The 22,476-nt window shown below is 72.0% G+C and carries 25 protein-coding genes; 8 read left to right on the top strand and 17 right to left on the bottom strand.

All coding sequences use genetic code 11. The annotated features are described in order from the left end of the window. The 3 genes from Q1K33_RS17125 to Q1K33_RS17115 form a co-directional block, all read left to right on the top strand. The coding region (locus tag Q1K33_RS17125; RefSeq protein WP_363319744.1) for an oxygenase MpaB family protein at nt 1-912 on the top strand (912 nt) is incomplete at its 5' end. A 57-nt stretch (nt 913-969) separates the two neighbouring features. Beyond that, nucleotides 970-1,872: a hypothetical protein gene (locus tag Q1K33_RS17120; RefSeq protein ID WP_300405950.1), complete on the top strand. Its 903-nt coding sequence runs from the start codon at nt 970-972 to the stop codon at nt 1,870-1,872. Nucleotides 1,873-1,914: 42 nt separating this feature from the next. Then, nucleotides 1,915-2,529 carry a hypothetical protein gene (locus Q1K33_RS17115; RefSeq protein WP_300405949.1) on the top strand — a complete coding sequence of 205 codons (615 nt, stop codon included), beginning with the start codon at nt 1,915-1,917 and terminating at the stop codon, nt 2,527-2,529. A 17-nt stretch (nt 2,530-2,546) separates the two neighbouring features. Here Q1K33_RS17115 and Q1K33_RS17110 read toward each other — a convergent pair whose 3' ends face one another. After that, nucleotides 2,547-2,840, bottom strand: a complete 294-nt coding sequence (locus Q1K33_RS17110) for a DUF4031 domain-containing protein (RefSeq protein ID WP_300405948.1) — start codon at nt 2,838-2,840, stop codon at nt 2,547-2,549. A gap of 25 nt (nt 2,841-2,865) precedes the next feature. Next, nucleotides 2,866-3,579: a copper homeostasis protein CutC gene (locus Q1K33_RS17105; protein WP_300405947.1), complete on the bottom strand. Its 714-nt coding sequence runs from the start codon at nt 3,577-3,579 to the stop codon at nt 2,866-2,868. An 84-nt stretch (nt 3,580-3,663) separates the two neighbouring features. On the opposite strand from Q1K33_RS17105, the gene Q1K33_RS17100 reads away from it, so the two are divergent. Beyond that, nucleotides 3,664-4,023 (top strand): hypothetical protein, encoded by a 360-nt coding sequence (locus tag Q1K33_RS17100; protein WP_300405946.1) that lies wholly within the window; start codon nt 3,664-3,666, stop codon nt 4,021-4,023. A gap of 17 nt (nt 4,024-4,040) precedes the next feature. Here the strand turns inward: Q1K33_RS17100 and Q1K33_RS17095 are convergent, their stop codons facing one another. From Q1K33_RS17095 to Q1K33_RS17085, 3 genes are all read right to left on the bottom strand, one after another. Further along, nucleotides 4,041-4,766 (bottom strand): GntR family transcriptional regulator, encoded by a 726-nt coding sequence (locus Q1K33_RS17095; RefSeq protein ID WP_300405944.1) that lies wholly within the window; start codon nt 4,764-4,766, stop codon nt 4,041-4,043. An 89-nt stretch (nt 4,767-4,855) separates the two neighbouring features. Beyond that, complete coding sequence (locus tag Q1K33_RS17090; protein WP_300405943.1) at nt 4,856-7,399, bottom strand: ABC transporter permease; 2,544 nt, start codon at nt 7,397-7,399, stop codon at nt 4,856-4,858. After that, entirely contained in the window at nt 7,396-8,178 is a 783-nt protein-coding gene (locus Q1K33_RS17085) for an ABC transporter ATP-binding protein (protein WP_300405942.1), read from the bottom strand. The genes Q1K33_RS17090 and Q1K33_RS17085 overlap by 4 nt, the downstream gene beginning before the upstream one ends. Nucleotides 8,179-8,289: 111 nt before the next feature. On the opposite strand from Q1K33_RS17085, the gene Q1K33_RS17080 reads away from it, so the two are divergent. From Q1K33_RS17080 to Q1K33_RS17065, 4 genes are all read left to right on the top strand, one after another. Beyond that, nucleotides 8,290-8,718 (top strand): SRPBCC family protein, encoded by a 429-nt coding sequence (locus Q1K33_RS17080; protein WP_300405941.1) that lies wholly within the window; start codon nt 8,290-8,292, stop codon nt 8,716-8,718. 71 nt (nt 8,719-8,789) lie between these two features. Further along, nucleotides 8,790-9,407: an alpha-ketoglutarate-dependent dioxygenase AlkB gene (locus Q1K33_RS17075; RefSeq protein WP_300405939.1), complete on the top strand. Its 618-nt coding sequence runs from the start codon at nt 8,790-8,792 to the stop codon at nt 9,405-9,407. 66 nt (nt 9,408-9,473) lie between these two features. Then, on the top strand, nt 9,474-10,931 hold the full coding sequence (gene gndA / locus Q1K33_RS17070) for an NADP-dependent phosphogluconate dehydrogenase (protein ID WP_300405937.1): 1,458 nt from the start codon (nt 9,474-9,476) through the stop codon (nt 10,929-10,931). After that, on the top strand, nt 10,931-11,812 hold the full coding sequence (locus Q1K33_RS17065; RefSeq protein ID WP_300405935.1) for an aldo/keto reductase: 882 nt from the start codon (nt 10,931-10,933) through the stop codon (nt 11,810-11,812). The genes gndA and Q1K33_RS17065 overlap by 1 nt, the downstream gene beginning before the upstream one ends. Nucleotides 11,813-11,860: 48 nt before the next feature. Here Q1K33_RS17065 and Q1K33_RS17060 read toward each other — a convergent pair whose 3' ends face one another. The 12 genes from Q1K33_RS17060 to Q1K33_RS17005 form a co-directional block, all read right to left on the bottom strand. After that, nucleotides 11,861-12,547, bottom strand: a complete 687-nt coding sequence (locus Q1K33_RS17060) for an SRPBCC family protein (protein ID WP_300405934.1) — start codon at nt 12,545-12,547, stop codon at nt 11,861-11,863. 8 nt (nt 12,548-12,555) lie between these two features. After that, nucleotides 12,556-13,410 carry a xanthine dehydrogenase family protein subunit M gene (locus Q1K33_RS17055; protein WP_300405933.1) on the bottom strand — a complete coding sequence of 285 codons (855 nt, stop codon included), beginning with the start codon at nt 13,408-13,410 and terminating at the stop codon, nt 12,556-12,558. After that, nucleotides 13,407-15,884 (bottom strand): xanthine dehydrogenase family protein molybdopterin-binding subunit, encoded by a 2,478-nt coding sequence (locus Q1K33_RS17050; RefSeq protein WP_300405931.1) that lies wholly within the window; start codon nt 15,882-15,884, stop codon nt 13,407-13,409. Before Q1K33_RS17050 ends, Q1K33_RS17055 begins: the two co-directional genes overlap by 4 nt. Next, complete coding sequence (locus Q1K33_RS17045; protein WP_300405930.1) at nt 15,881-16,360, bottom strand: 2Fe-2S iron-sulfur cluster-binding protein; 480 nt, start codon at nt 16,358-16,360, stop codon at nt 15,881-15,883. Before Q1K33_RS17045 ends, Q1K33_RS17050 begins: the two co-directional genes overlap by 4 nt. Before the next feature lie 75 nt (nt 16,361-16,435). Continuing rightward, nucleotides 16,436-17,695 (bottom strand): transcriptional regulator, encoded by a 1,260-nt coding sequence (locus tag Q1K33_RS17040; protein WP_300405929.1) that lies wholly within the window; start codon nt 17,693-17,695, stop codon nt 16,436-16,438. A gap of 55 nt (nt 17,696-17,750) precedes the next feature. Continuing rightward, nucleotides 17,751-18,944 (bottom strand): XdhC/CoxI family protein, encoded by a 1,194-nt coding sequence (locus tag Q1K33_RS17035; RefSeq protein WP_363319743.1) that lies wholly within the window; start codon nt 18,942-18,944, stop codon nt 17,751-17,753. Beyond that, nucleotides 18,916-20,082, bottom strand: coding sequence for a VWA domain-containing protein (locus Q1K33_RS17030; protein WP_300405928.1), 1,167 nt, complete (start codon nt 20,080-20,082; stop codon nt 18,916-18,918). The genes Q1K33_RS17035 and Q1K33_RS17030 overlap by 29 nt, the downstream gene beginning before the upstream one ends. A 21-nt stretch (nt 20,083-20,103) precedes the next feature. Then, on the bottom strand, nt 20,104-20,985 hold the full coding sequence (locus Q1K33_RS17025; RefSeq protein WP_300405927.1) for a MoxR family ATPase: 882 nt from the start codon (nt 20,983-20,985) through the stop codon (nt 20,104-20,106). A gap of 40 nt (nt 20,986-21,025) precedes the next feature. Next, the gene (locus tag Q1K33_RS17020) at nt 21,026-21,280 is read right to left on the bottom strand and encodes a hypothetical protein (RefSeq protein ID WP_363319741.1); all 255 of its coding nucleotides are present in this window, start codon (nt 21,278-21,280) and stop codon (nt 21,026-21,028) included. Nucleotides 21,281-21,302: 22 nt separating this feature from the next. Continuing rightward, nucleotides 21,303-21,461, bottom strand: a complete 159-nt coding sequence (locus tag Q1K33_RS17015) for a sigma factor-like helix-turn-helix DNA-binding protein (RefSeq protein WP_300405953.1) — start codon at nt 21,459-21,461, stop codon at nt 21,303-21,305. Nucleotides 21,462-21,503: 42 nt separating this feature from the next. After that, nucleotides 21,504-21,926 carry a RidA family protein gene (locus tag Q1K33_RS17010; RefSeq protein ID WP_300405924.1) on the bottom strand — a complete coding sequence of 141 codons (423 nt, stop codon included), beginning with the start codon at nt 21,924-21,926 and terminating at the stop codon, nt 21,504-21,506. 17 nt (nt 21,927-21,943) lie between these two features. Next, on the bottom strand, nt 21,944-22,476 hold a 533-nt coding region (locus Q1K33_RS17005), incomplete at its 5' end, for an HNH endonuclease (protein ID WP_300405923.1).

Genomic DNA, 22,476 nt, shown 5'->3' with positions numbered 1-22,476 from the left:
GTGCCACCCCTCCGGGTCGCGACGACGCCCTACGGTGGAGGAGTGATCAGCACCGCCCGCGCCAAGCTCGGCGAGGCCCTCTTCCACCGTGTGGCGGGCCCCGACGGTGCCCGCCATCGCGACCGCATCCACGGTCGCGAGGGTCCGCGATGGTTCCCGCCCGGCAGCCCGATCGCCGAGGTGCACGGGGACGCCTCGATGTTCGTCGGTGGGATGCGAGCGCTGCTGCTGCAGACCCTCCACCCGGCCGCGATGCGCGCGGTCTCCGAGCACTCCGGCTACCGCGGCGACATGTGGGGACGGCTGCACCGCACCAGTCGCTTCCTCGCGGTGACGACCTTCGGCCACGAGGAGGACGCCCGGCAGTCGGTCGACGTCGTGCGCCGCATCCACGAGCGGGTGCGGGGCCAGATGCCCGACGGCACGCCGTACGCCGCCTCCGACCCTCACCTGCTGCGCTGGGTCCAGGTGGCAGAGGCCGACAGCTTCCTGCGCGCCCACACCGTCTACGGCCGCGCCCCCCTCGACCAGGCAGGTCGCGACACCTACGTCGCCCAGTCGGCGCTGGTCGCCGAGCGCCTGGGCGCCACCGACGTACCGCACTCCGAGGCCGACCTGCGCGACGCCCTGGCCGACTACCGACCCGAGCTCCACGGGACGCCCGAGGCGCGCGAGGCCGTGCGCCACCTGCTGCTCACCCCGCCACTCCCGCTGGCCGCGCGCGCGCCGTACGGCGTGCTGGCCGCGGCCGCCGTCGGGCTGATGCCCGCCTGGACCCGTCCTCACCTGCGGCTGCCGTGGCTGCCCCTCGCCGAACGCACCGTGGTGCGCGGCCTCGGGACCGCCGCGACCGGCACCATCCGGTGGGCGATGACGCCGCCGCTGGCGCGCAAGGTCGACGCGACTCCTTGAGGCAACCTTGAGGCGGGCGTCCGGAGGTCTTGCGACTCGATCCCTAGCGTCGCCGACATGCTCACCTCGTCGCTCTCCTACGACCTCGCGCACCGCGCCGGCTCGCGCCGACCCGCCATCGCCGTCGAGGTCGTGCGCGACGACGTCCCCGTCCGCTTCGGGCGCGTCAGCGCGGTGCATCTCGAGTCCGGCTCGCACGTCGAGGCCCGCACGGACGCCGACGGCCAGGCGCTGCTCGACCTGACGCCCGGCCGCTGGTCGGTCGTGGCACGCGACGCCCGCCGCCGTACCTGTTCCGCCTCCGCGAGCATCGAGGTCGGTGAGAGCGGCGTGACGGGTCTGCGGCTCCCGGTGGCGAGCCCGACCGCCGAGCTGCTCGTCACCGTCAGCGGTGCCGACGCCCTGCCCGTCACCGCCTCGCACCTCACCGTCCTCGACGCGGTCGGCCACCCGGTCACCGCGAGCCTCGTCGACGGCCTGGCCCACGTCCGCGGCCTCGCCGCCGGCCCGAGCCGCATCGTCGTCCCACCGTCCTACGGACACCTGGGTGTCACGGTCGACGTCGACGTCGACGAAGGCACCCTGGTCAGCTGCACCGCGGTCGTCCCGGCCGGTGGACTGGTGGCCGGACGAGTGCTGCAGGGCGGAGCGATCCAGTACGCCGCCGTGGTCGCGCTGCTCGACGCCGAGGGCACCGAGATCGAGCGCACTCGCACCGACGCCGACGGGTGCTTCCTGCTCGGCACCGGTCTGTGCAGCTCGCGCGGGCTGACCGTCGTCGCCACGAGCGGTCCCCAGACCCTGCACGCCACCAGCGCGGCCGTCGCCGACGTCGTCGTGCTCACCGGCACCTACCGCGACCTTGGCGACCTGCACCTCCCGGCCACCGGGGCGGGCGCGGTCTGGGCGAGCCGCACCCGGGCCGTCGCCGGCATGAAGCTGCCCTCCACCCGAGTCTGAGGCCCCTGGCTCCGCTCGCGGGCGCCGTGTGAGGATGGGCCGATGCTGCCCGACCTGATCTCGGCCTGGCCGCTCGACGCCGGCCACGACGTGCGCGACGAGGTGCTCGCGGCCTACGCGGACCCCGAGCGCGGCTACCACGACACCACTCACCTCGCCGAGGTCCTCGGCCGGATCGAGGCCCTGGCGCAGGCCGGGACGACGTTCGAGCGGCTGCCGGTGCTCCTGGCCGCGTGGTTCCACGACAGCGTCTACGACGGCGAGCGCGATGCCGAGGAGCGCTCCGCGGCCTGGGCCGAGGAGTCCCTGCCGGCCCTGTGCGACGCGGCCACCGTGGCCGAGGTGGTCCGCCTGGTCCGACTCACCGAGACCCACCGGCCCGAGGAGGGCGACGCCGAGGGCTGTGCCCTCTCCGACGCCGACCTGGGGATCCTCGCCGCGCCGGCGCAGCGGTACGCCGCCTACGTCGCCGCGGTGCGCACCGAGTACGCCCATCTCGACGACGCCACCTTCACCGAGGGGCGCGCCCTCGTCCTGGCGGACCTGCTCGACAAGCCGCGCCTGTTCCACACCGGGTTCGCGGTCGAGCACTGGGAGGCACCGGCCCGCGCCAACGCCTCACGCGAGCTGGACGAGCTGCGGGCGCTGCTGGTCTGACCGGACCGGTCCCGGTCCTACCCGGGCTCGGCGCCCGGCACGGGCCGGGTGGCGGCGCCGGGTCGACGACGCCGCAGCCCTGCGGCGACGAGGCGCTTGACCAGCTCCCGGGAGCTGATCGGGGTGGCGCCCGCCGCGACCACGGCGTCGTACCACTCCGAGGGGACGTCGTAGTGGTCGCGATCGAAGCCCCGCTCGGGGATGTCGAGGCTGCGGGCGAAGGCGTGCAGCTCCTCGAAGGAGGTGTCGCTGGCCAGGTGTGACCACACGCGTCCGTAGGCCTCCACGGCCGGCGGGTCGATCAGGATCATCCGTTGTGCTGCCCGTCCGCGCCGCTCAGCTGCCGGTGGCCCGGCGGCTCACGACGTCGTCGAGGAGCAGTCGCCACGAACGCACCAGTCCGGCGTCGACGTAGGCGCGCTCGCTGCCGGTCGGTCGCACCTGCTCGTCGACCTGGAACTGACGCACGCCCGCGCGCACGAGCCACGGCACCTGGTCGGCCCGCAGGCCGCCGGCGACCATCAGGACCCGGGCCACCGACGGCGCCCGGTCGAGCAGCGCCAGCAGGTCGTCGTACCCCTGGGTCAGGCCCTGTGGCGACCCTCCCGACGCCACCGTCGTCAACCCCGGGAGACCGGACAGACGGCCCCACGAGCGCAGCGGGTCGAGGGTGGCGTCGATCGCGCGGTGGAAGGTCCAGGGAACTCCCGGCAGTGACTCGGCCAGCGCACGGGTGGTCTCGACGTCGACGTCCAGGTCGGCGTCCAGGAAGCCGAACGAGACGCCCTCCGCACCGAGAGCGACGTACTCCCGGGCAAGACCGATCATCCGCATCAGGTCACCACCGTTGGTGGTGTACGACGCGTCGAGGCGCAGCATGACGCGCACCGGCACGTCCGAGACCCGGATGACCGCGGCCGCCGTGGGGACGTCGGGCGAGCGACCGTCCACGCTGAGCGAGAGCCGATCGGCGCCACCAGCGAGACAGCCCGGCACGTCGCGGGCGTGCAGCACCGCCACCTCCAGCAGCCCCGCCGACGTGTCACCCATGACGACCACGGTAGGGCGCGGGACCCACCGGATCGGGGACCCCTGCCGAAGAGGCCCCTTGCCTGTGTGGACCCTGGGAGCACAATGGGTCGGGTGGACGAACGGCTGCTGATCGATGCCAGGGCTCGGGTGCTCGCTGACCTGACGGCCCGCCACCAGGCGACCGCGGTCGCCGTCTCCGCGCTGGAGGATGCCTGCGTCGCGCGTCAGTGGTGGGCCGACCAGTGGCCCGAGGGCCACGTGTACGTCGCCGGGCTGGTCGCCCAGGACGTGCAGGACGCGCTCTTCGAGGCCGTCGGCCGCTGGCCGATGTGCCTGGACTGCACCGAGGGGCCGGTGCACTCGCTCTACATCCAGCCCGACCTGGGCGGGCCCGACCCGGTGTGGGTGTGTGAGGAGACCGGGACGCTCGCGGCCGGCCTCGGCTTCCTGGGGAAGGTCTGAGCCGCGCGCAGGTCGGTCTACGGCTCGGAGTCGTCCCCGAGCTGGATCCACATCGTGAACCGATCGGCGCGGTAGACGCTGCGCGAGACCTCGACGACCTTGTCGCCGACCAGGCCGCGCCGTGAGTGCCGCAGCACCACGGAGCTGCGGGCGATCTCGAGCTGGGCTGCCTCCTCCGGGCTGGCGGTGTCGGCGGTGATCGAGTCCTCGACCCAGGTGGGCCGCAGCCCGCGGGCCTCCAGCGCCTCGTAGAGGCTGGTCGGCATGCCGGCCTGCAGGAACCCCGGCAGCAGGACCTCGTTGAGGTAGGCATCCTCGATGCAGACCGCCACCGCGTCGGCACGCCGCAGGCGGCGCCAGTGGATGACAGCGTCGCCCTCGGTGAGGTTGAGGGCACGAGCCACGCCGGGGCCGGCCTGCTCGCGGCGGGCCAGCAGGGTCTGGGACTCGGCCAGCAGACCGCGACGCGACATCTCCTCGGTGTAGCCGCTGATCTGGGTGGCCACCCGACGCGGGCGCGCCACGAAGGTGCCGCGTCCGGGGATCCGCTCGAGGAGCCCCTCGCTGACCAGGACGTCGAGGGCCTGGCGCACGGTCATCCGTGCGACGCCGAAGCGTTGGACGAGCTCGCGCTCGGACGGGGCCGGAGATCCGGGGGCATGACCGGCCACGAGGTCGCGGACGTACTCGCGCACGACGACGTGCTTGAGCTGCCCGTCTGTGGTCATCACGGCCTCCTCCATGCTACGAGGGTAGGGAAGGAGACGGTCCCCGTCAGCAGTTCACCCGATCCTGAGACTGCTGTGGCTCACGTGGCGGGGCGCGCCGACGCTCACTCGGTCGAGATCGCGTCCAGGACGTCGAGCCGGGCCGCGCGTCGCGCAGGAAGGATCGCGGCGAGCATGCCGATCACCACCGAGAGCAGCAGGAACACCGCGACCTGGTCGAACGGCACCCGGATCACGTCGAGCCCCTCGTCGCGCACGGCGGTCATCAGCGCCAGCCCGAAGCCGATGCCGAGCAGCACGCCGAGGATGGCGCCGAGCGAGGAGATCACCACCGACTCGAGGGTGATCATCGCGCGCAGCTGCCCGCGGCTGACGCCGATCGCGCGGAGCAGGCCGACCTCCCGGGTGCGCTCGATCACCGACAGGGCCAGGGTGTTGACGATCCCGAGCACGGCGATCAGCAGCGCCAGCCCGAGCAGGGCGAAGATGATCAGCACGAACTGGTCGATCGGCTCGCGCTGCTCGGCGGCGTAGGCGGCCTGGTCCTTGGCCGTCACGATGGGCTGGTCGGCCAGCGCCTGGTCGATCTTGTCCTGCATCCCGGTCGCACCCGGCTCGTCGTAGACCACGAGCAGGTAGTCCTGGGCCGGGTAGCCGGCCTTCTCGAAGGTCTCCAACGACGTCAGCAGCCCGCTGGAGACCAGCGAGCTGGCCTCGAACGTCCCGGCCACCGTCCACTCCACGGTGCCGGTGTTGACCTCCAGCTCGACGGTGTCCCCGATCGTCAGGTCGTTGCTGCGCGCGAAGCTGGTCCCGAGCAGGACGGTGTCCAGGGTGAGGTCGGCGGGCGCTCCGGTCGCCAGCGTCAGGTCGAGGCGGTCCAGGTCGTCGGGGTCGGTCGCACCGATGCCGGCGAAGCCGCCGTCGTACTCGGCGAAGCCGAAGCGTTGGGAGACGACGTCCTCGACGCCGTCGACCCCTTCGAGCCGGTTGGCGATGCTGGAGGAGAAGGCGCCCTGGAAGATGCTGCTCACCACGAAGTCGCCGACGAAGGTGTCCTCGATCTGCTTGTCCACCGTCGCCTTGGCCGAGGCGCCCACGATCGCCATCGTGCAGGCCAGGGTGAGCCCGATCATGAGGGCCGAGGCGGTGGCCGCCGTACGACGGGGGTTGCGCAGGGAGTTCTGGCCGGCGAGGTTGCCGATCGAGCCGAACCAGCGCGCGAAGAGTGCCCGGGTCAGCTCGAGGTAGGGCCGGGCCAGCACCGGGGCCATCGCCGTGACGCCGAGCAGGATGGCCAGCACCCCGAGGCCGGTGTACCAGGCGCCGTTGCCGAGGTCGACGAGGTCGGTCAGCCCGACCAGCAACGCGAGCGCGCCGAGCATGGCCAGCCCCAGCCCGTTGCGGAACCGCTTGCGCACCGACTCCTCGGGCAGCGCGATGTCGTCGCGCATCGCCTGGACGGGGGCGATCCTCGCCGTACGGCGAGCCGGCAGGTAGGCGGCGGCCATCGTGACCACGATGCCCACGGCGTAGGCGGCGATGAACGTGCGCGGGCTGTAGACCAGCGCCTGGCCGGAGAGGTCGAGCCCGATCGTGGCGAAGATCGCCCGGAGCCCGATCGCCAGCAGGACACCCAGTCCCAGACCGACGGTGGAGCCCAGGACCCCCAGGATGAAGGACTCCAGCTGCACCGACCGGGTGACCTGGCGTCGCGAGGCGCCCAGGGCACGCAGCAGGGCGAGCTCACGGCTGCGCTGGGCCACGAGGATCGAGAAGGTGTTGACGATCAGGAACGACCCCACCACCAGCGAGATGCCGGCGAAGATGAGCAGGAAGATCGTCAGGAAGCTGATCGCCTCCAGGAGGTCGTCGGCCGCGGCATCGGCCTCGGAGTCGCCGGTGACCGCCTCGAACCCGTCGGGGAGCACCTCGGCGACCTGGTCGCGCAGCTCGGCCTGGGTGACCCCGTCGGCGGCGGTCACCCACACGTCGCTGAAGGCGTCGTCCCCGTCCAGGAACAGCTCCTGGGCGGCGCCCGTCTCGAAGGCCGCCAGGGTGGCGCCGTTGAGGGAGCCGCCGTCGGGGAAGTCGGCGATCCCGACCAGGGTCGGCTCCAGGTTGGCGGTCTCCTCACCGGTGATCATCGGCACGACCTCGCCGACCGACCACCCGGACGTGTCGGCGGTCTCGGCGTCCAGGACGACCTCGCCGGGGCCCTGCGGCTCGCGCCCCTCGGTGATCGCCAGGCTGCGCAGGCCGTTGCCGGCCGGGGCGTCGGACCAGTTGCCGCCGATCGAGGGCGGTCCGAAGCCGCCGATCGGGTCGCCGTCGGTGTCGACGACGTACACGCCCTGGATGCCGATCTGACCGTCGGCCCGCGCGGCACCGGGGAGCGTCGCGAGCCGGCCGACGAGCTCGGCGGGCACGGTGGCGGTGGAGTCCCCACCACCGGGCACGTCGCCGCCCTCGGGCTGCACGACGACGTCGCCGACGGTGTAGGCGAAGAGGGAGACGAAGCTGCGGTTGAGGGTGTCGGAGAAGATCAGCGTGCCCACGACGAACGACACACCGAGCACGATCGCGAAGGTGCTCATCACCAGGCGCACCTTGCGCGCCAGCAGGCTCTTGAGAGCCGCGCGGATCATGAGGCGGCGTCGCCCGCGTCGGCGGCCTCGGACATCCGCGCCATGATCTCCAGGACGCCCTCGCGGTCGGGCTCGCGCACCTCGTCGACGACGCGGCCGTCGGCCAGGAAGACCACGCGGTCGGTGTAGGCCGCCGCCACCGGGTCGTGGGTGACCATCACGACCGTCTGGCCGTGGGTGTCGACGGAGTCGCGCAGCAGCTGTAGCACCTCGGCGCCGGCCCGGGAGTCGAGGTTGCCGGTGGGCTCGTCGGCGAAGACGATGCGGGGGCGGCTGACCAGCGCGCGGGCCACCGCCACGCGCTGCTGCTGACCGCCGGAGAGCTCGTTGGGCTTGTGCTTGAGCCGGCCACCCAGCCCCACGGTGGAGATGACCTGCTCGAACCACTCCGCGTCCGGCTTCTTGCCGGCGATCGCCAGCGGGAGCGTGATGTTCTCCTCGGCGCTCAGGGTCGGGACCAGGTTGAAGGACTGGAAGACGAAGCCGATCTCCTGGCGGCGCAGCAGGGTGAGCTGCTTGTCGGACATCGAGCCGATCGACGCCCCTCCGATCAGGACCTCGCCCGAGGTGGGCTGGTCGAGCGCCGCGCACACGTGCATCAACGTCGACTTGCCCGAGCCGCTCGGACCCATGACGGCGGTGAACTCCCCGGCGTAGAGGTCGACGGTCACGTCGTCGAGGGCCCTCACGACTGCCTCGCCGGTGCCGTAGGTCTTCGAGAGCCCGACCACCCGGGCGGCGGGCTCGCGGGAGCTGTCGTGGGGGCGTCGCTCGGTCATGGGTCCACTCTCCCGTGTCGCTGGCGCTGCGCGCCACCGATTCACCCCTGGTCGGACCCTGAGGTCGAGTCGCCGCCCGCCCGGGTGGGGATCGCTCCGTAGGCTCGCCCCATGCACGTCGAGCGCACCTTCAGCGTGTCCAGGCCCGTCGAGGAGGTCTTCGCCTACCTCGCCGACTTCGAGAACACCAACGAGTGGGACCCCGGCACGCGCTCGACGACCCGCACCTCCGGCGACGGTGGCCTGGGCACGACGTACGACAACACCTCGGAGTTCATGGGCCGCACGGTCGACCTGGTCTACGAGACGATCACCTACGACGTCCCCACGAAGGTGCAGATCCGCGGGCGGAACGGTCGCACCACCGCCACGGACTCCCTGTCCTTCACCGCACTGGCGGACGGCGGCACCTCGATCCGCTACCGCGCCGACTTCGAGTTCCCCTTCCTGATCCGGCTCGTCGCGCCCCTCGTGGTGGGCCGCAGGCTGCCGGCGCTGGCCGACGAGACGGTGGAGCAGATCAAGCGGTCCCTGGCCTGATCGCCGGCGACACGCTCGGGCACGTGGCGGGCATGTCGAACACGCGTTCGAACTCGGTCTAGGGTGTCCGCATGGACTTCCAGACCACCCTCTTCGAACCGCCGACCGCCGGGGTCGGCGACCTGGACGCGCTGCTCGTACGACGTGAGCTCACCGAGGGCGCCTGGCTCGACGTCGCCCGCACCTGGCTCTCTGCGCCCGACGACGTCTTCACGACGCTGCTCGACACCGTGCCGTGGCGCGCCGAGCGTCGTCAGATGTACGACCGCCCGGTCGACATCCCGCGGCTGACCTACACCTACATGATCGGCGAGGAGCTCCCCCACCCGCTGCTCACCGACGCCCGCGAGGCCCTGAGCGCGCACTACGCCGACGAGCTCGGCGAGCCGTTCCGCACCGCCGGGTGCTGCTACTACCGCAGCGGACGCGACTCGGTCGCCTGGCACGGCGACACGATCGGCCGCGGCTCGAACATCGACACGATGGTCGCGATCGTGTCCCTGGGCGACCCCCGCAAGCTGCACCTGCGACCGCGCGCCGGTGGCGAGTCGGTCGTCGTCGAGATGGGTCATGGCGACCTCGTGGTGATGGGCGGGTCGTGCCAGCGCACCTGGGAGCACGCCGTCCCCAAGGTGGCGAGCGCCGGACCGCGGATCTCGGTGCAGTTCCGGCCGCTGAACGTCTTCTGACCGAGGTGGGCCTGCCCACCCCCGCAGGCGGTACCCCCGTTTGCCCCCACGGAGTTGGCTGGAGGCATGAACGCCACCGCTCCCCGCGCCACGATCGGACTCACCGGCCTGGCCGTGATGGGCCGCAACCTGGCCCGCAACATCGCTCGCCACGACCACACGATCGCCGTGCACAACCGCAGCGTCGAGAAGACCACCGCGCTGGTCGAGGGATTCGGCGACGAGGGCGACTTCGTCGCGACCGAGAGCCTCGAGGAGTTCGTCGGCGCCATCGAGACGCCGCGCGTCGTGCTCGTGATGGTCAAGGCCGGCGACCCGACCGACGCCGTCATCGACGACCTCGTGCCGCTGCTCGAGGAGGGCGACATCGTCGTCGACTGCGGCAACGCCCACTTCACCGACACGATCCGCCGCGAGCAGGCGCTGTCGGAGCACGGTCTCCACTTCGTCGGCACCGGCGTCTCCGGCGGTGAGGTCGGCGCCCTCGAGGGGCCGTCGATCATGGTCGGCGGGAGCGAGGAGGCCTACGAACGGCTCGGCCCCATCCTCGAGTCGGTCGCCGCCCAGGTCGACGGCGAGCCGTGCTGCGCCCACGTCGGCGCGGGAGCGGCCGGACACTTCGTGAAGATGGTGCACAACGGCATCGAGTACGCCGACATGCAGCTGATCGCCGAGTCCTACGACCTCCTGCGCGCCGGAGTGGGTCTCGAGCCCGCAGCGATCGCCGACGTCTTCGCCGGCTGGAACGACGGCGAGCTGGAGTCGTTCCTGATCCAGATGACCGCCGACGTGCTGCGCCACACCGACGCCGAGACCGGGCAGCCGTTCGTGGACGTCGTGGCCGACGCCGCCGAGCAGAAGGGCACCGGCCGTTGGACCGTGCAGAGTGCCCTGGACCTGGGGGTGCCGATCACCGGCATCGCCGAGGCGACCTTCGCCCGCAGCCTGTCGGGCCACACCGAGCAGCGGGCGGCGGCGCGCGAGATGTTCTCCACGACCAGCGAGGGCCACCGCCTCGAGACCGACGCCTCGGACGACGACGGCTTCGTCGACGACGTACGGGCGGCCCTCTACGCCTCCAAGGTGGTCGCCTACGCCCAGGGCTTCGACCAGATCGCCGCCGGCGCCGAGGAGCACGGGTGGGACATCGACCTGGGCGACGTCGCCCGGATCTGGCGGGACGGTTGCATCATCCGGGCGCGCTTCCTGGGTCGGATCACCGAGGCGTACGCCGCGGAGCCCGGGCTCACGACCCTGCTGACCACGCCCTTCTTCGCCGAGGCGGTCAAGGACGGTGTCGACGCCTGGCGCCGGGTGGTCGCGGCGGCCGCGCGGGGCGGGATCCCCACGCCGGCGTTCTCGAGCTCGCTGGCCTACTTCGACGGGCTGCGCCGAGAGCGACTGCCGGCCGCCCTGATCCAGGCCCTGCGGGACAACTTCGGGGCCCACACCTATCAACGCGTCGACCGCGACGGTGTCTTCCACACCGCCTGGGCGGGCGACCTGAGTGAGAGCGAGCAGTGATGAGCCAGACCAGCAGCAGCACCGAGAACCTCGCAGCACCCTCCGGCACCTTCTCCATCGGCGGCGACCTGCCCGTCGTACGCCTGGGCTACGGCACCATGCAGCTGCCCGGCGAGGGGGTCTGGGGGCCGCCCCGGGACCACGACGCCGCCATCGCCGTGCTGCGTCGTGCCGTCGAGATCGGAGTCACGTTCTTCGACACCGCCGACTCCTACGGCCCGGAGACCGCGGAGGCCCTCCTCAAGGAGGCACTACACCCCTACGCCGACGACGTCGTCGTCGCGACCAAGGCGGGACTGACCCGGCAGGGACCCGGCATCTGGACGCCCGTCGGCAACCCCGCCTACCTGCGCCAGCAGTGCGAGCTGTCGCTGCGCCGCCTCGGGCTGGAGACCATCGACCTCTTCCAGCTGCACCGCATCGACCCGGCCGTGCCGCTCGAGGACCAGGTCGGCGAGCTGCTGGCGCTGCGCGACGAGGGCAAGATCCGCCACATCGGCCTCTCCGAGGTCTCCGTGGAGCAGCTCGAGATGGCAGCGGCGATGGCGCCGATCGCCACCGTGCAGAACCTCTTCAACCTGGCCAAGCGCGACGCCGAGCCGCTGCTGGAGCACTGCGAGGCGCACGGCATCGGCTTCATCCCGTGGTTCCCGCTCGCGACCGGGGAGCTCTCGGCCACCGACGGCGTGCTGGGTGAGGCCGCGAAGGAGCACGACGCCACCCCGTCCCAGCTGGCCCTGGCCTGGCTGCTGCGCCGGTCGCCGGTGATGCTGCCGATCCCCGGCACGTCGAGCGTCGAGCACCTCGACTCCAACACCGCCGCTGCCGCCATCGAGCTGAGCGACGAGGAGTACGACGCCCTCACGGCGCTGGGCGGCTGAGAGCCGGCCGCGCCGGCCGAGGAGCCCGTCCTCGGCCGGCGTGTCGCCTCACCTCCGGCGCAGCACCCGCCACACGACGAGCAGCACGAGCAGACCGCCCAGTCCCTGCTTCCAGTAGCCCTTCAGCAGCACCGGGATCACCGCGGCTCCCAGGTCCAGGGAGTCGTCCTGGGCGGGGGCCGCCGGCCGCTCGGCCGGCCGGGGCGCGGTGGAGTGCTGCTTCGGAGCCGCGGCTGCCGCGTCGGCCAGCGGCGTCGGCTCCGGCTCGGGCTCGGACGCCGGCTCGGGCTCCGCGCTGAGCCGTTGCTCCAGGCAGGTGACGAACTGCCCGAGCAGCTTGTCGGAGACGTCCTGCATGACGCCGCGACCGAACTGGGCGGGCTTGCCGGTGATCGCGAGGTCGGTGAGGACCTTGACCTCCGTCGTGCCGCCCGGGGCCTCCTTCATCGACAGCGACACCTTGGCGCCCGCCGTACCGTTGCCGCGCTTGTCCTTGCCCTTGGCGTCGACCTGGAAGCTGTGCGCCTGCTCGTCCTTGTCCACGAACGTGCCGGAGCCGTTGTAGACCAGGGCGATCGGCCCCAGCTTGACCTTGACCGACCCGGCGAACGACTCGTCGTCCGCCGAGGTCAGGGTCGCGCCGGGGAAGCACTCGGCCAGTGCGGCGAGGTCACCGAAGTGGGCCCAGGTCTCCTCGACGCCGGTCGGGACGACGAACGTGTGCTCGAGATCCATCCGCGGCCCTAGGCGCCGGCTGCCGACAGGACGGCGCGGCGGGTCAGCACGGTCGCGAGGTGGCGCCGGTAGTCGGCGTCACCGTTGAGGTCGGACGGCGGGTTGGCCCCGTCGGCGGCCTGCGCGGCAGCGGCGCGTACGGCGTCCTCGGTGGCGGGCTGCCCGGTGAGCGCGGCCTCGACGGCGCGTGCCCGCAGGGGCGTCGAGCCCATGTTGGTCATCCCGACCCGTGCCTCGGCGATGGTGCCACCCTCGGCCCGCACGGTCGCGGCGATGGCCACGATCGGCCACTGGTGGGCGACCCGCACGAACTTCTCGTAGCGCGCACCCCAGCCCGTGTGCTTGGGAATCCGTACCTCGGTGAGCACCTCGCCGTCCTCGATGGCGGTCTCGAAGAGGTCGACGAAGAAGTCGTCCGCCTCGACCGTGCGGGTGCCGCCGGCTCCGGCGATGACGAACTGCGCGCCCAGCGCCAGGGCGGGAGCACCCAGGTCGCCGGCCGGGTCGGCGTGCGCGAGGGCGCCACCGAAGGTGCCGCGGTGGCGGACCTGCGCGTCCGCGAGGTGCTCGACGGCCTTGGTGATGAGCAGGGCGTGTTCGGCGACCAGGGGGTCGCCCCCGACCACGCTGTGCGGCGTCATCGCGCCGATCACGATCGCATCACCGTCGTCGCGCACCCCGCGCAGCGCCTCGATGCGGCCGAGGTCGATGACGACCTCGGGGGCGTTGAGCCGCATCCGGAGGACCGGGAGCAGGCTCTGCCCACCAGCCAGGATCTTCGCGTCGTCGCCGTGCTCGGCGAGCGCGGCGATGACCTCCTCGACCGACGTCGGGGCGAGGTAGTCGAACTCCGCGGGAATCATGCGCCCGCTCCTTCCGTGCCTTCGGCAGCGTCGAAGTGCGGAGCCGCGGCGCCTTCGGTCGCGGCCTCACCTCCCGCGCCCCGTGAGTGGATGGCCTTCCAGACCCGTTCGGGAGTGCAGGGCATGGTGACGTCGTCGACGCCGAAGTGCCGGATCGCGTCGACCACGGCGTTGACGACGGCGGGGGTCGAGGCGATCGTGCCGGCCTCACCGACGCCCTTGGTGCCCAGCGTGTTGGTGGTCGAGGGCGACGACGTGTGGTCGACGTCGAAGCTCAGCGTGTCGGCCGCGGTCGGCAGCAGGTAGTCGACGAAGGAGCCGGAGACCAGCGTCCCCGCGTCGTCGTAGACCGCCTCCTCCCACAGCGCCTGGGCGATGCCCTGCACCAGCCCACCGTGGACCTGGCCGGCGACGATCATCGGGTTGATGATCGTGCCGATGTCGTCGACGCAGACGTACTTGCGGATCTTGACCCCACCGGTCTCGGTGTCGACCTCCATCGCGCACAGGTGGGTGCCGTGCGGGTAGTTGAAGTTGACGGGGTCGTACGTCGCCTCGGAGTCGATCGACGGCTCGATCCCCTCCGGGTAGTCGTGGGCGGCGAAGACCGCCGCGGCCACCTCGGTGATGGCGACTCCCTGGTCGGTGCCGCGCACCGAGAGCCGACCCTCGGCGAACTCGATGTCGTCGACCGAGGCCTCGAGCAGGTGGGCCGCGATCGGCTTGGCCTTCTCGATCACCTTGTCGGCAGCGCGCACGAGCGCCTCGCCACCGACGACCAGCGAGCGCGAGCCGTAGGTGTCGAGACCGCGCGGCGAGGTCTGGGTGTCGCCGTGCAGGACCTCGACGTCCTCGAAGGGGACGCCCAGGCGGTCGGCGACGATCTGGCTGAACGCCGTCTCGTGGCCCTGACCGTGGGCCGAGGCGCCGGTGACGACCTCGACCTTGCCGGTCGCGAGCATGCGGACGGCGGCGTGCTCCCAGCCGCCCGCCCCGTAGTTGAGCTGGCCCAGCACCCGCGACGGCGCGAGGCCGCACATCTCGGTGAAGGTGGAGACGCCGATGCCGAGCTGGATCGGGTCACCCGACTCCCGGCGCCGCTGCTGCTCGGCGCGCAGGTCGTCGTACCCGAACATCTCGAGCGCCTTGTCGGTCGCCGCCTCGTAGTTGCCGGTGTCGTACTCCAGGCCGGCGACCGACATGAACGGGAACTCCTCGTGGGTGATCCAGTTCTTGCGGCGGATCTCGATCGGGTCGACGTCGAGCTCGGCGGCGAGCTCGGTCATCAGCCGCTCGATCGCGAAGGTCGCCTCGGGTCGCCCGGCACCTCGGTAGGCATCGGTCCACGTCTTGTTGGTCAGCACCGTCTGACAGTTGAACTGGTAGGCGGGGAACTTGTAGATCGCGTTGAACATGAACGCCCCGAGCACCGGCACGCCACCACCCACGAGCGAGACGTGCGAGCCGAGGTCGGCGAGCAGCTCGACCTTGAGGCCGGTGACCGTGCCGTCCTTCTCGGCGCTCATCGTGAGCTTCTGCCACTGGTCGCGCCCGTGGTGGGCGACCATCAGGGACTCCGAGCGGGTCTCGGTGTACTTGACCGGCTTGCCGAGGCGGTTGGCGATGCAGAACGTCAGCCACTCCTCCGGGGTGGTCTGCAGCTTGCCGCCGAACCCGCCGCCGACGTCGGGGGCGATCACGCGGATCTTCGACTCCGGCACGCCGGTCGTGGCGGCGAGCGCGAAGCGCAGGATGTGGGGGATCTGGGTCGCCGACCACATCGTGATCTGCTCGCCGGTCGGGTCGACCACTGTGGAGCGAGGCTCCATGAAGGCGGGGATCAGGCGTTGCTGGCGGTACTCGCGCTCGATCACGATCCCGTCGCCGCGGGCCTTCTCGATGGCGGCGTCGACGTCGCCGCCGGTGCCGGCCTCGGCGGAGTCGAACTTCCAGAAGGCAGACTTGTTGGTGCCCAGATCGGGGTGCGCGAGGACCCCCGAAGTGCTGTCGGCGGCGGCCGCAGCTTTCAGGTCGATCGCCGCGGGGAGCTCGTCGTACTCGACGTCGACGAGCTCGGCGGCATCGCGCGCCTCGGCCGCCGTACGAGCCACGACGACGGCGACGATCTCGCCGGCGAAGCTCACCCGGTCGGACGGCATCGGCGGGTGCGCGGGGGTCACCTGGTCGGTGGTGATCGCCCAGGCGTTGATCAGCGTGCCCTGGCTCTCCCCGAGGTCGGCTCCGGTCAGGACCGTGACCACGTTGCGCGACGCCTTGGCCTCGGTGGTGTCGATCGAGGTGATCCTCGCGTGCGCGAAGGGGCTGCGCACCATCGCCAGGTGCAGCATGCCGGGCAGCACGATGTTGTCGGTCCAGCGCGTGCGGCCGGTGATCAGCCGCTGGTCCTCCTTGCGGCGGCGCTCGCGTCCGATCTCGGGCGACGACTCGACGGGCGGGTCCTGGAGCGTGGTCACCGGGCACCTCCCGCGGCCGTGGCCGCGTGCTGCACGGCCTTGACGATGTTGTGGTAGCCCGTGCAGCGGCACAGGTTGCCCTCGAGGCCGAGGCGGATCTCCTCCTCGGAGGGGTGCGGGTTCTCCTTGAGCAGGTCGACGCTCTGCATGATCATCCCCGGCGTGCAGAAGCCGCACTGGAGGCCGTGGCACTCGCGGAACGACTCCTGGACCTGGTGCAGGTCGGTGTCCACCGTGTCGGCCAGGCCCTCGATCGTGGTGACCTCACAGCCCTCGGCCTGGACGGCGAGCACGTTGCACGACTTCACCGACGTGCCGTCGAGGTGGACGGTGCAGGCGCCGCAGTTGCTGGTGTCGCACCCGATGACGGTGCCGGTCTTGCCGAGCTTCTCGCGCAGGTACTGCACCAGCAGCATCCGCGGTTCGACGTCGTCGGAGACCGATGCTCCGTCGACGGTGAGGTTGATCCTGGCCATGGACTCTCCCTGTGATCTGCACTGTGAGTGGGACACATCTCTGTGACCCGGCTCACGCTAGGAGCCCAGGGTTGTCTAGTGGTTGGCCGCTGCCAGCTTGCCCATCAGCAGCGCCTTCGCCGGGTGCGGACGGTCGCCGAGCGCAGCCAGGCCGCGCTCCATCACCTCGGTGTCGTACGGCGCCAGCTCGGCATAGCGCAGGACCGCGCTCGGTCTCGGGTCGGCGAGCAGCGCCTCCCGCACGGCGACGGCGAGGTACTCGGCGAGCTCGGTCAGGGCCGGCGAGTTGGTCCCGGGCAGCAGGTCGCCGCCATACGCGTCGAGTGCCTCGGTGACCCGTCCCCGGCGCAGCAGCGAGAGGACGTGGTCGACGTCGGTGGCCACCGGCATCATCAGCTTGTAGGGCCGCGACGACAGCTGCCCACCGAGCGCCGAGCGCAGGTGGGAGACCTCGGCCTTGAGCGTCGAGAACGTCACGGCCGCGTCGCCGTAGACCAGCGCGTGCAGGCGGTCGAGGGAGAGCCCCTCGGGGTGCAGCGCGAGCAGCGCGAGCACCTCGGTCTGGCGGCGGTTGAGCAGCAGGCGCCGCCCGTCCAGGCGCACCTCGGCGGTGCCGAGCAGGGTCATCACGAGACCCGGGTCGGCCGTCTCGTCGGCATCGGTGGCGTGCGCGGTCGGCTGGTGGGCCGAGCGCGGGAGGGCGGTCTCGATCAGACGCGCCATCACGCGCGCCGTCGCCAGGCCGATGGGGTGGGTCCGGTCCCAGGTGGTCGACAGGTCGATGACGCCGAGCTGGCGACCGGTGGCCGGGTCGAGCACTGGTGCTGCCCAGCAGACCCAGTTGTGCACGATCGAGGCATAGTGCTCTGCGGAGAAGACCATCGACGGCTCGGCCAGGCGGTTGGCCAGGTCGAGGGCGTTGGTGCCGACCGACTCGTCGTCCCACCTGGCCCCGGGCACGAAGTTGACCGCCTCGGCCTTGCGGTGCATCACGCGGCCGCCGTACGTCCACAGGATGCGGGTGTCGGCGTCGGTGACGGCGAGGACCAGGTCGCCGTCCTCCGCCGTACGACGCAGGTCGGCCTCGACCCGCTCGACCGCGACCTGCAGCGGCGACTCGCGCCACATGGCGGAGGTCTCGCTCTCATCGGACAGCGGCGCGGCACTCACGTCGTGGGTGATCGAGGCCCCCGACCTGGTCCAGCTGCTCAGGATCTCGGGGCGCACGAGCGCGGCGGCCGCGTCGCCCTGCTCGACGAAGCTGGTCCAGGCGCGCAGGGTCTCCTGCTTGCGGCTGTCGAGCTCGCTGGTCCCGCGTGTGGTCGTGCGCCCCATTGCGCCGCCTCCCGGAGTAGGTGCCGCCACGGTACAACCCATCGTGTGACCCCGGTCACCCATGGATCCGTCCCTTCGTGCGGGCCAGCCGCTCGCCGGTGCCCCCCCATCGGCCGGCGATGAACTCCGCCGCGATGCTGATCGCCGTCTCCTCCGGCGTCCGGGCCCCCAGGTCGAGCCCGATCGGGCTGTGCAGTCCGTCGAGGTCGTCGTCGCTCAGCCCGACCTCGCGCAGGCGGTCCATCCGGTCGTCGTGGGTACGCCGCGAACCCATCGCGCCGACGTAGGCGACCTCGGGCAGGCGCAGCGCGACCTCCAGCAGGGGGACGTCGAACTTGGGGTCGTGGGTGAGCACCGTGATCACGGTGCGCTGGTCGATGGCCCCGGCCGCCTGCTGCTCGGTCAGGTAGCGGTGCGGCCACTCGACGACCACGCGGTCGGCGTCGGGGAAGCGGCTGGCCGTCGCGAAGACCGGGCGTGCGTCGCAGACCGTCACGTCGTACCCCAGGAACGCACCGATCTTGGCCACCGCAGCGGCGAAGTCGATGGCACCGAAGACCAGCAGGCGTGGCTTGGGTGCGAACCCCCACACGAAGACCCGCATCCCCTCGCCGCGGCGCTCGCCGTCCGGGCCGTAGGTCAGGGTCGCGTTGGAGCCGGCCGCGAGAAGGCCGAGGGCGTCGTCGCGGACGGCGTCGGTGGCGCGGTCGGACCACAGCCGGGACAGTCCCCGACGATGTGGCCCCTGATCGACCCCGGGAGGGGCCACTTCGTCAGGGACTGTCCCGACCGCCGGGCGCACGATCATCCGCCGACCGAGCTTGTCCGGGTCCGGGTGCTCGATGACGGTGGCCAGCGCGACCGGGCGGCCGGCCTCGATGTCGGCGGCGATGTCACCGAGCTCGGGGAAGGTCTCCTGGGAGACCTGCTCCACCCAGACGTCGAGGATCCCGCCGCACGTCAGCCCGACGGCGAAGGCGTCGTCGTCCGAGACCCCGTAGCGCTCCAGCACGGGCGCCCCGGACGCGACGACCGACTGGGCCAGGTCGTAGACCGACCCCTCGACACACCCGCCGGAGACCGAGCCGACGGCGCTCTGGTCGGGCCCGACCAGCATCGAGGCTCCGGGCGGGCGCGGCGCCGAGCGGAAGGTCGCCACCACGGTGCCGACGCCGATCGTCTCGCCGGCCTCCCACCACTGCATCAGCTCACCGAGCACCTCACGCACGAGACCGTCCCTCCACGACACCCATCAGCTCCTCGAACGTGGCGAGCGAGTGCCCGGCCACGAAATCGTCCACGTGGGGCAGCACCGCCACGATCCCCGCCTGCACGGCCTCGTAGCCGTCCTTGCCGCGGTGGGGGTTGACCCACACGACCCGGTGCGCGACGGCGCGCAGCCGCCGCACCTGCTCCCCCAGCAGCGATGCGTCGCCCCGCTCCCAGCCGTCGCTGAAGATCACCACCACGGCGCCGCGAGCCAGGCCGCGGCGACCCCACCGGTCGACGAAGACCTTGAGCGTCTCGCCGAGCCGGGTGCCCCCGGACCAGTCGGGTACGACGTCGCCGGCCGCCGCGATGGCCCGCTCGGCGTCGCGGGAGGCCAGGGCACGGGTGACGTGGGTCAGCCGGGTGCCGACGGTGAAGGTCTCGACCTTGCCGCCACGTGCGGCGTGGCCCCGGGTGCCCTGGGTCATCGTGTGCGCCAGGCGCAGCAGCGCGTCGGCGTACCCGCTCATCGAGCCGGACACGTCCACGAGGAGCACCACGCGACGCGGCCGCGTGCGACGGTGACGCCACTCGATCCGGGCGGGCTCCCCCAGCCGACGCATGCTGGCGCGCAGGGTGCGGGCTGCATCGACCCGGCCGCGGCGCCAGGCCTCGTGCCGGACGGTACGACGTAGCGGCGGGCGAGGACGGAGCGTCGCGAACATCGCGGCCAGCCGTGCCTTCTCTCCCGGGGTCATGGCGGCGACGTCGCGGTGCCGCAGGATCTCGGCCTCGCTCGCGGTGGCTGCCAGCAGGTCCGCGTCCTCGGAGTCGTCGCCCTGGTCGTCGGCGTCCGTCTCGTCGGCGGCCAGGCCGGAGGGGGCGGACGTGCTCGGCGGACTCGGCTGCTCGCGGGGAAGCCCGTCGCGGGAGTTGAACCACGACTCGAAGACCTGGGCGTAGCGCGCGAGGTCGTCCGGCGAGGAGCAGAGCGTCGCCTGGCCGGCGACGAACGTCGCGCGCTGGTCACTCAGTCCGACCTCGGCGGTGGCGGCCAGGAAGCCGGCGGCCCGGTCGTGGGTCACCGCGACCCCGGCGGCGCGCACGGCACGGGTGAAGCCCAGGAGGAGCTCGTCGGCCTGCCTGGTCTCGAGGCTCGGCGCTGGCGCTCCTCGCACCTCAACCACCGTCCGAGCCGCTCATGGGCGCAACATGATGTCGAGGGCCTGACGCACCCGGTCGGCGTCCTCGCGGTACTTCACCAGCGCCCCCAGGGTGCGCGCCGAGGACTCGAGGTCGAGCTCGGTGGTGCCGAGGTGGTGCAGGGCCAGCGCCCAGTCGAGGGTCTCGGCGACCCCCGGAGGCTTCTCCAGGTCGCCGCGGTGGCGCAGCTGCTGGACCACGCCCACGACCTGTTCGGCCAGCGCGGCGGAGACCTCGGGGGCTCGGGTGCGCACGATGGCGACCTCGCGCTCGAGGCCCGGGTGGTCGATCCAGTGGTAGAGGCAGCGCCGCTTGAGGGCGTCGTGCAGCTCACGGGTGCGGTTGGAGGTCAGTACGACGACCGGCGGCTGCGCCGCACGGACGGTGCCGAGCTCGGGGATGCTCACCTGGTAGGTCGAGAGCACCTCCAGCAGAAACGCCTCGAACTCGTCGTCGGCCCGGTCGATCTCGTCGACCAGCAGCACCGCCGGGCTCTGCTGGAGGGCCGTCAGCACCGGGCGCGCGAGCAGGAAGCGCTCGTCGTACAGGTCCTTCTCGGCCTCCTCCAGCGCCTGCTCGCTCCCACCCCGCCCGACAGCCTCGAGCGCGCGTAGGTGCAGCACCTGGCGCGGGAAGTCCCAGTCGTACAGGGCCTGGGTCGCGTCGATGCCCTCGTAGCACTGCAACCGCACGAGGGGTACGTCGAGCGTGGCGGCCAGCGCCTCGGCGAGGGCCGTCTTGCCGGTCCCCGGTTCCCCCTCGAGCAGCAGCGGTCGCTCCATCCGCAACGCCAGGAACGCCACGGTGGCGAGGTCGTCGTCGCACAGATAGCCGGTGGCGCCGAGGCGCGCGGCGACGTCCGTAGGAGTGTCCACCATCACAGGCTAGCCAGCCGTCCGTTGGCCTCAGGTTGGCCGGTCAGTGCCCATCGCCGGGGCGCAGCTCAGCCACGATCATCCAGTTGGCGGCATGGAGGTAGCGCACGGCACCCAGGCCACTGACGTGTCGCACCGCTGACATGCGAGACGCCAGGGGCGGGGAGTCGCACGCCGCGGTGGTCATCACCCTGATCTCGATCCGTAGGTCCCGGCCCCGTGCGCCGGTCTGCTCGTAGGTCCCCTGGATCCCGTTGCACGCCTCTGTCCCGCGCATCTTGCCCCGGGAGAAGGCCACGGACAGGGGCTCGTCATAGTCGTCAGGGGCCTCGCGAGGCTCTGCTCTTGACGGTCCCGAGCGCGATACCGAGGACCTCTGCGGTGGCACGCTCGGTGAGGTCGGTGACGTAGCGCAGCACCAGGACCTGCTGCTGCTCGCGGGGAAGCGTCCGCAACGCCGAGACGACGGCGTCGTGCAGCGCCAGGTTCGCACTGTGATCGTGGCCTGCCGCGCTCGCGCGCTACCTGGCCAGGACGACCGGGTCGGGTCTTACGGCGATCGCCTCGGCCTCGACCAGCTGGTCGGGATAGCCCAGCGCCGCGACGCCGAGGAGGGTGCTGGGCGCGTCGTGGTCGTCGAACCTGGCCCGCACCACGTCCCAGGCGGCAACGAGGTCGGCGCGGTCGGACGAGGCGACGTAGACCGTGGTCTTGAGGACGTCGGTCACCGCGCACCCCGCCGCGGCGAGCGCTACCACCAGGTTGTCCATCACCAGCCTCGCCTGGCCGGAGACGTCGCCCACCGGAGTCACGACACCCTGCGCGTCGAGCGGGCAGGCGCCAGCGGTGAAGACGAGCCGACCGGTGGCGGCGGCGTAGGCGTAAGGCACGTCGTCGGTCAGGGACGGAGCACGAAGCAACTCCACGCTTCGGTCGGTAGTCACGGGCTCGACCGTAGTGGTCAGGCGGCTGCGGCGTACTCGAGGTCGAAGGCGGGTCGGTAGTAGGCGACCGCGGGTCTGGGTCTGGCGCTGGGTGCTCGTGCTGGGGTGGGTGGCGCGGGCGCCCGGGATCGGTGTCGGTGCCCGGTGGGGGTGGTGGTCTCGACGGTATGGCGTCCGGAGTCGTCGTGGACGGTGGTCTGGGTCCAGCCGTCGGCCTGCTTGGCGTGGTTGCAGGCCTGGCAGAGGCCTTGGGTGTTGTCGTCGGTCGTCTGCCCGTCGGCTGCGTGGGGGTCGATGTGGTCGATGTGGCGGATGGGGGCGTCGCACCAGGGGGTGCGGCAGATCCCTTGGTCGCGGATGGCGAGGAAGTCGGCGAGGCCGTCGGGGGCGAACCGCTGCCGTGACGTCATCGCGACCAGACGACCCGACGGGTCGGCGTAGAGGTTGCGGATGAAGGAGATGGTCTTGGCGCGCAGGGCGTGGGCGATGAGCTCACGCGCGATCTGGGCCGGGATCACGCAGCCGGGCAGCTGGGGCAGGCTCGCGGGTG

Origin of the sequence: Nocardioides sp. (assembly GCF_029937575.1) — a bacterium.
Taxonomy (GTDB): domain Bacteria; phylum Actinomycetota; class Actinomycetes; order Propionibacteriales; family Nocardioidaceae; genus Nocardioides.
The sequence above is the reverse complement of the archived record's forward strand: the minus strand, read 5'-3'. Positions and strand labels throughout refer to the sequence as shown.

What these genes read in the sequence shown, in the direction of transcription:
- Q1K33_RS17120 (WP_300405950.1), top strand. Translation starts at nt 970, where the DNA reads ATGCTCACCTCGTCGCTCTCCTACGACCTCGCGCACCGCGCCGGCTCG.
- Q1K33_RS17115 (WP_300405949.1), top strand. Translation starts at nt 1,915, where the DNA reads ATGCTGCCCGACCTGATCTCGGCCTGGCCGCTCGACGCCGGCCACGAC.
- Q1K33_RS17110 (WP_300405948.1), bottom strand. Translation starts at nt 2,840, where the DNA reads ATGATCCTGATCGACCCGCCGGCCGTGGAGGCCTACGGACGCGTGTGG.
- Q1K33_RS17105 (WP_300405947.1), bottom strand. Translation starts at nt 3,579, where the DNA reads ATGGGTGACACGTCGGCGGGGCTGCTGGAGGTGGCGGTGCTGCACGCC.
- Q1K33_RS17100 (WP_300405946.1), top strand. Translation starts at nt 3,664, where the DNA reads ATGGGTCGGGTGGACGAACGGCTGCTGATCGATGCCAGGGCTCGGGTG.
- Q1K33_RS17095 (WP_300405944.1), bottom strand. Translation starts at nt 4,766, where the DNA reads ATGGAGGAGGCCGTGATGACCACAGACGGGCAGCTCAAGCACGTCGTC.
- Q1K33_RS17090 (WP_300405943.1), bottom strand. Translation starts at nt 7,399, where the DNA reads ATGATCCGCGCGGCTCTCAAGAGCCTGCTGGCGCGCAAGGTGCGCCTG.
- Q1K33_RS17085 (WP_300405942.1), bottom strand. Translation starts at nt 8,178, where the DNA reads ATGACCGAGCGACGCCCCCACGACAGCTCCCGCGAGCCCGCCGCCCGG.
- Q1K33_RS17080 (WP_300405941.1), top strand. Translation starts at nt 8,290, where the DNA reads ATGCACGTCGAGCGCACCTTCAGCGTGTCCAGGCCCGTCGAGGAGGTC.
- Q1K33_RS17075 (WP_300405939.1), top strand. Translation starts at nt 8,790, where the DNA reads ATGGACTTCCAGACCACCCTCTTCGAACCGCCGACCGCCGGGGTCGGC.
- gndA (WP_300405937.1), top strand. Translation starts at nt 9,474, where the DNA reads ATGAACGCCACCGCTCCCCGCGCCACGATCGGACTCACCGGCCTGGCC.
- Q1K33_RS17065 (WP_300405935.1), top strand. Translation starts at nt 10,931, where the DNA reads ATGAGCCAGACCAGCAGCAGCACCGAGAACCTCGCAGCACCCTCCGGC.
- Q1K33_RS17060 (WP_300405934.1), bottom strand. Translation starts at nt 12,547, where the DNA reads ATGGATCTCGAGCACACGTTCGTCGTCCCGACCGGCGTCGAGGAGACC.
- Q1K33_RS17055 (WP_300405933.1), bottom strand. Translation starts at nt 13,410, where the DNA reads ATGATTCCCGCGGAGTTCGACTACCTCGCCCCGACGTCGGTCGAGGAG.
- Q1K33_RS17045 (WP_300405930.1), bottom strand. Translation starts at nt 16,360, where the DNA reads ATGGCCAGGATCAACCTCACCGTCGACGGAGCATCGGTCTCCGACGAC.
- Q1K33_RS17040 (WP_300405929.1), bottom strand. Translation starts at nt 17,695, where the DNA reads ATGGGGCGCACGACCACACGCGGGACCAGCGAGCTCGACAGCCGCAAG.
- Q1K33_RS17025 (WP_300405927.1), bottom strand. Translation starts at nt 20,985, where the DNA reads ATGGTGGACACTCCTACGGACGTCGCCGCGCGCCTCGGCGCCACCGGC.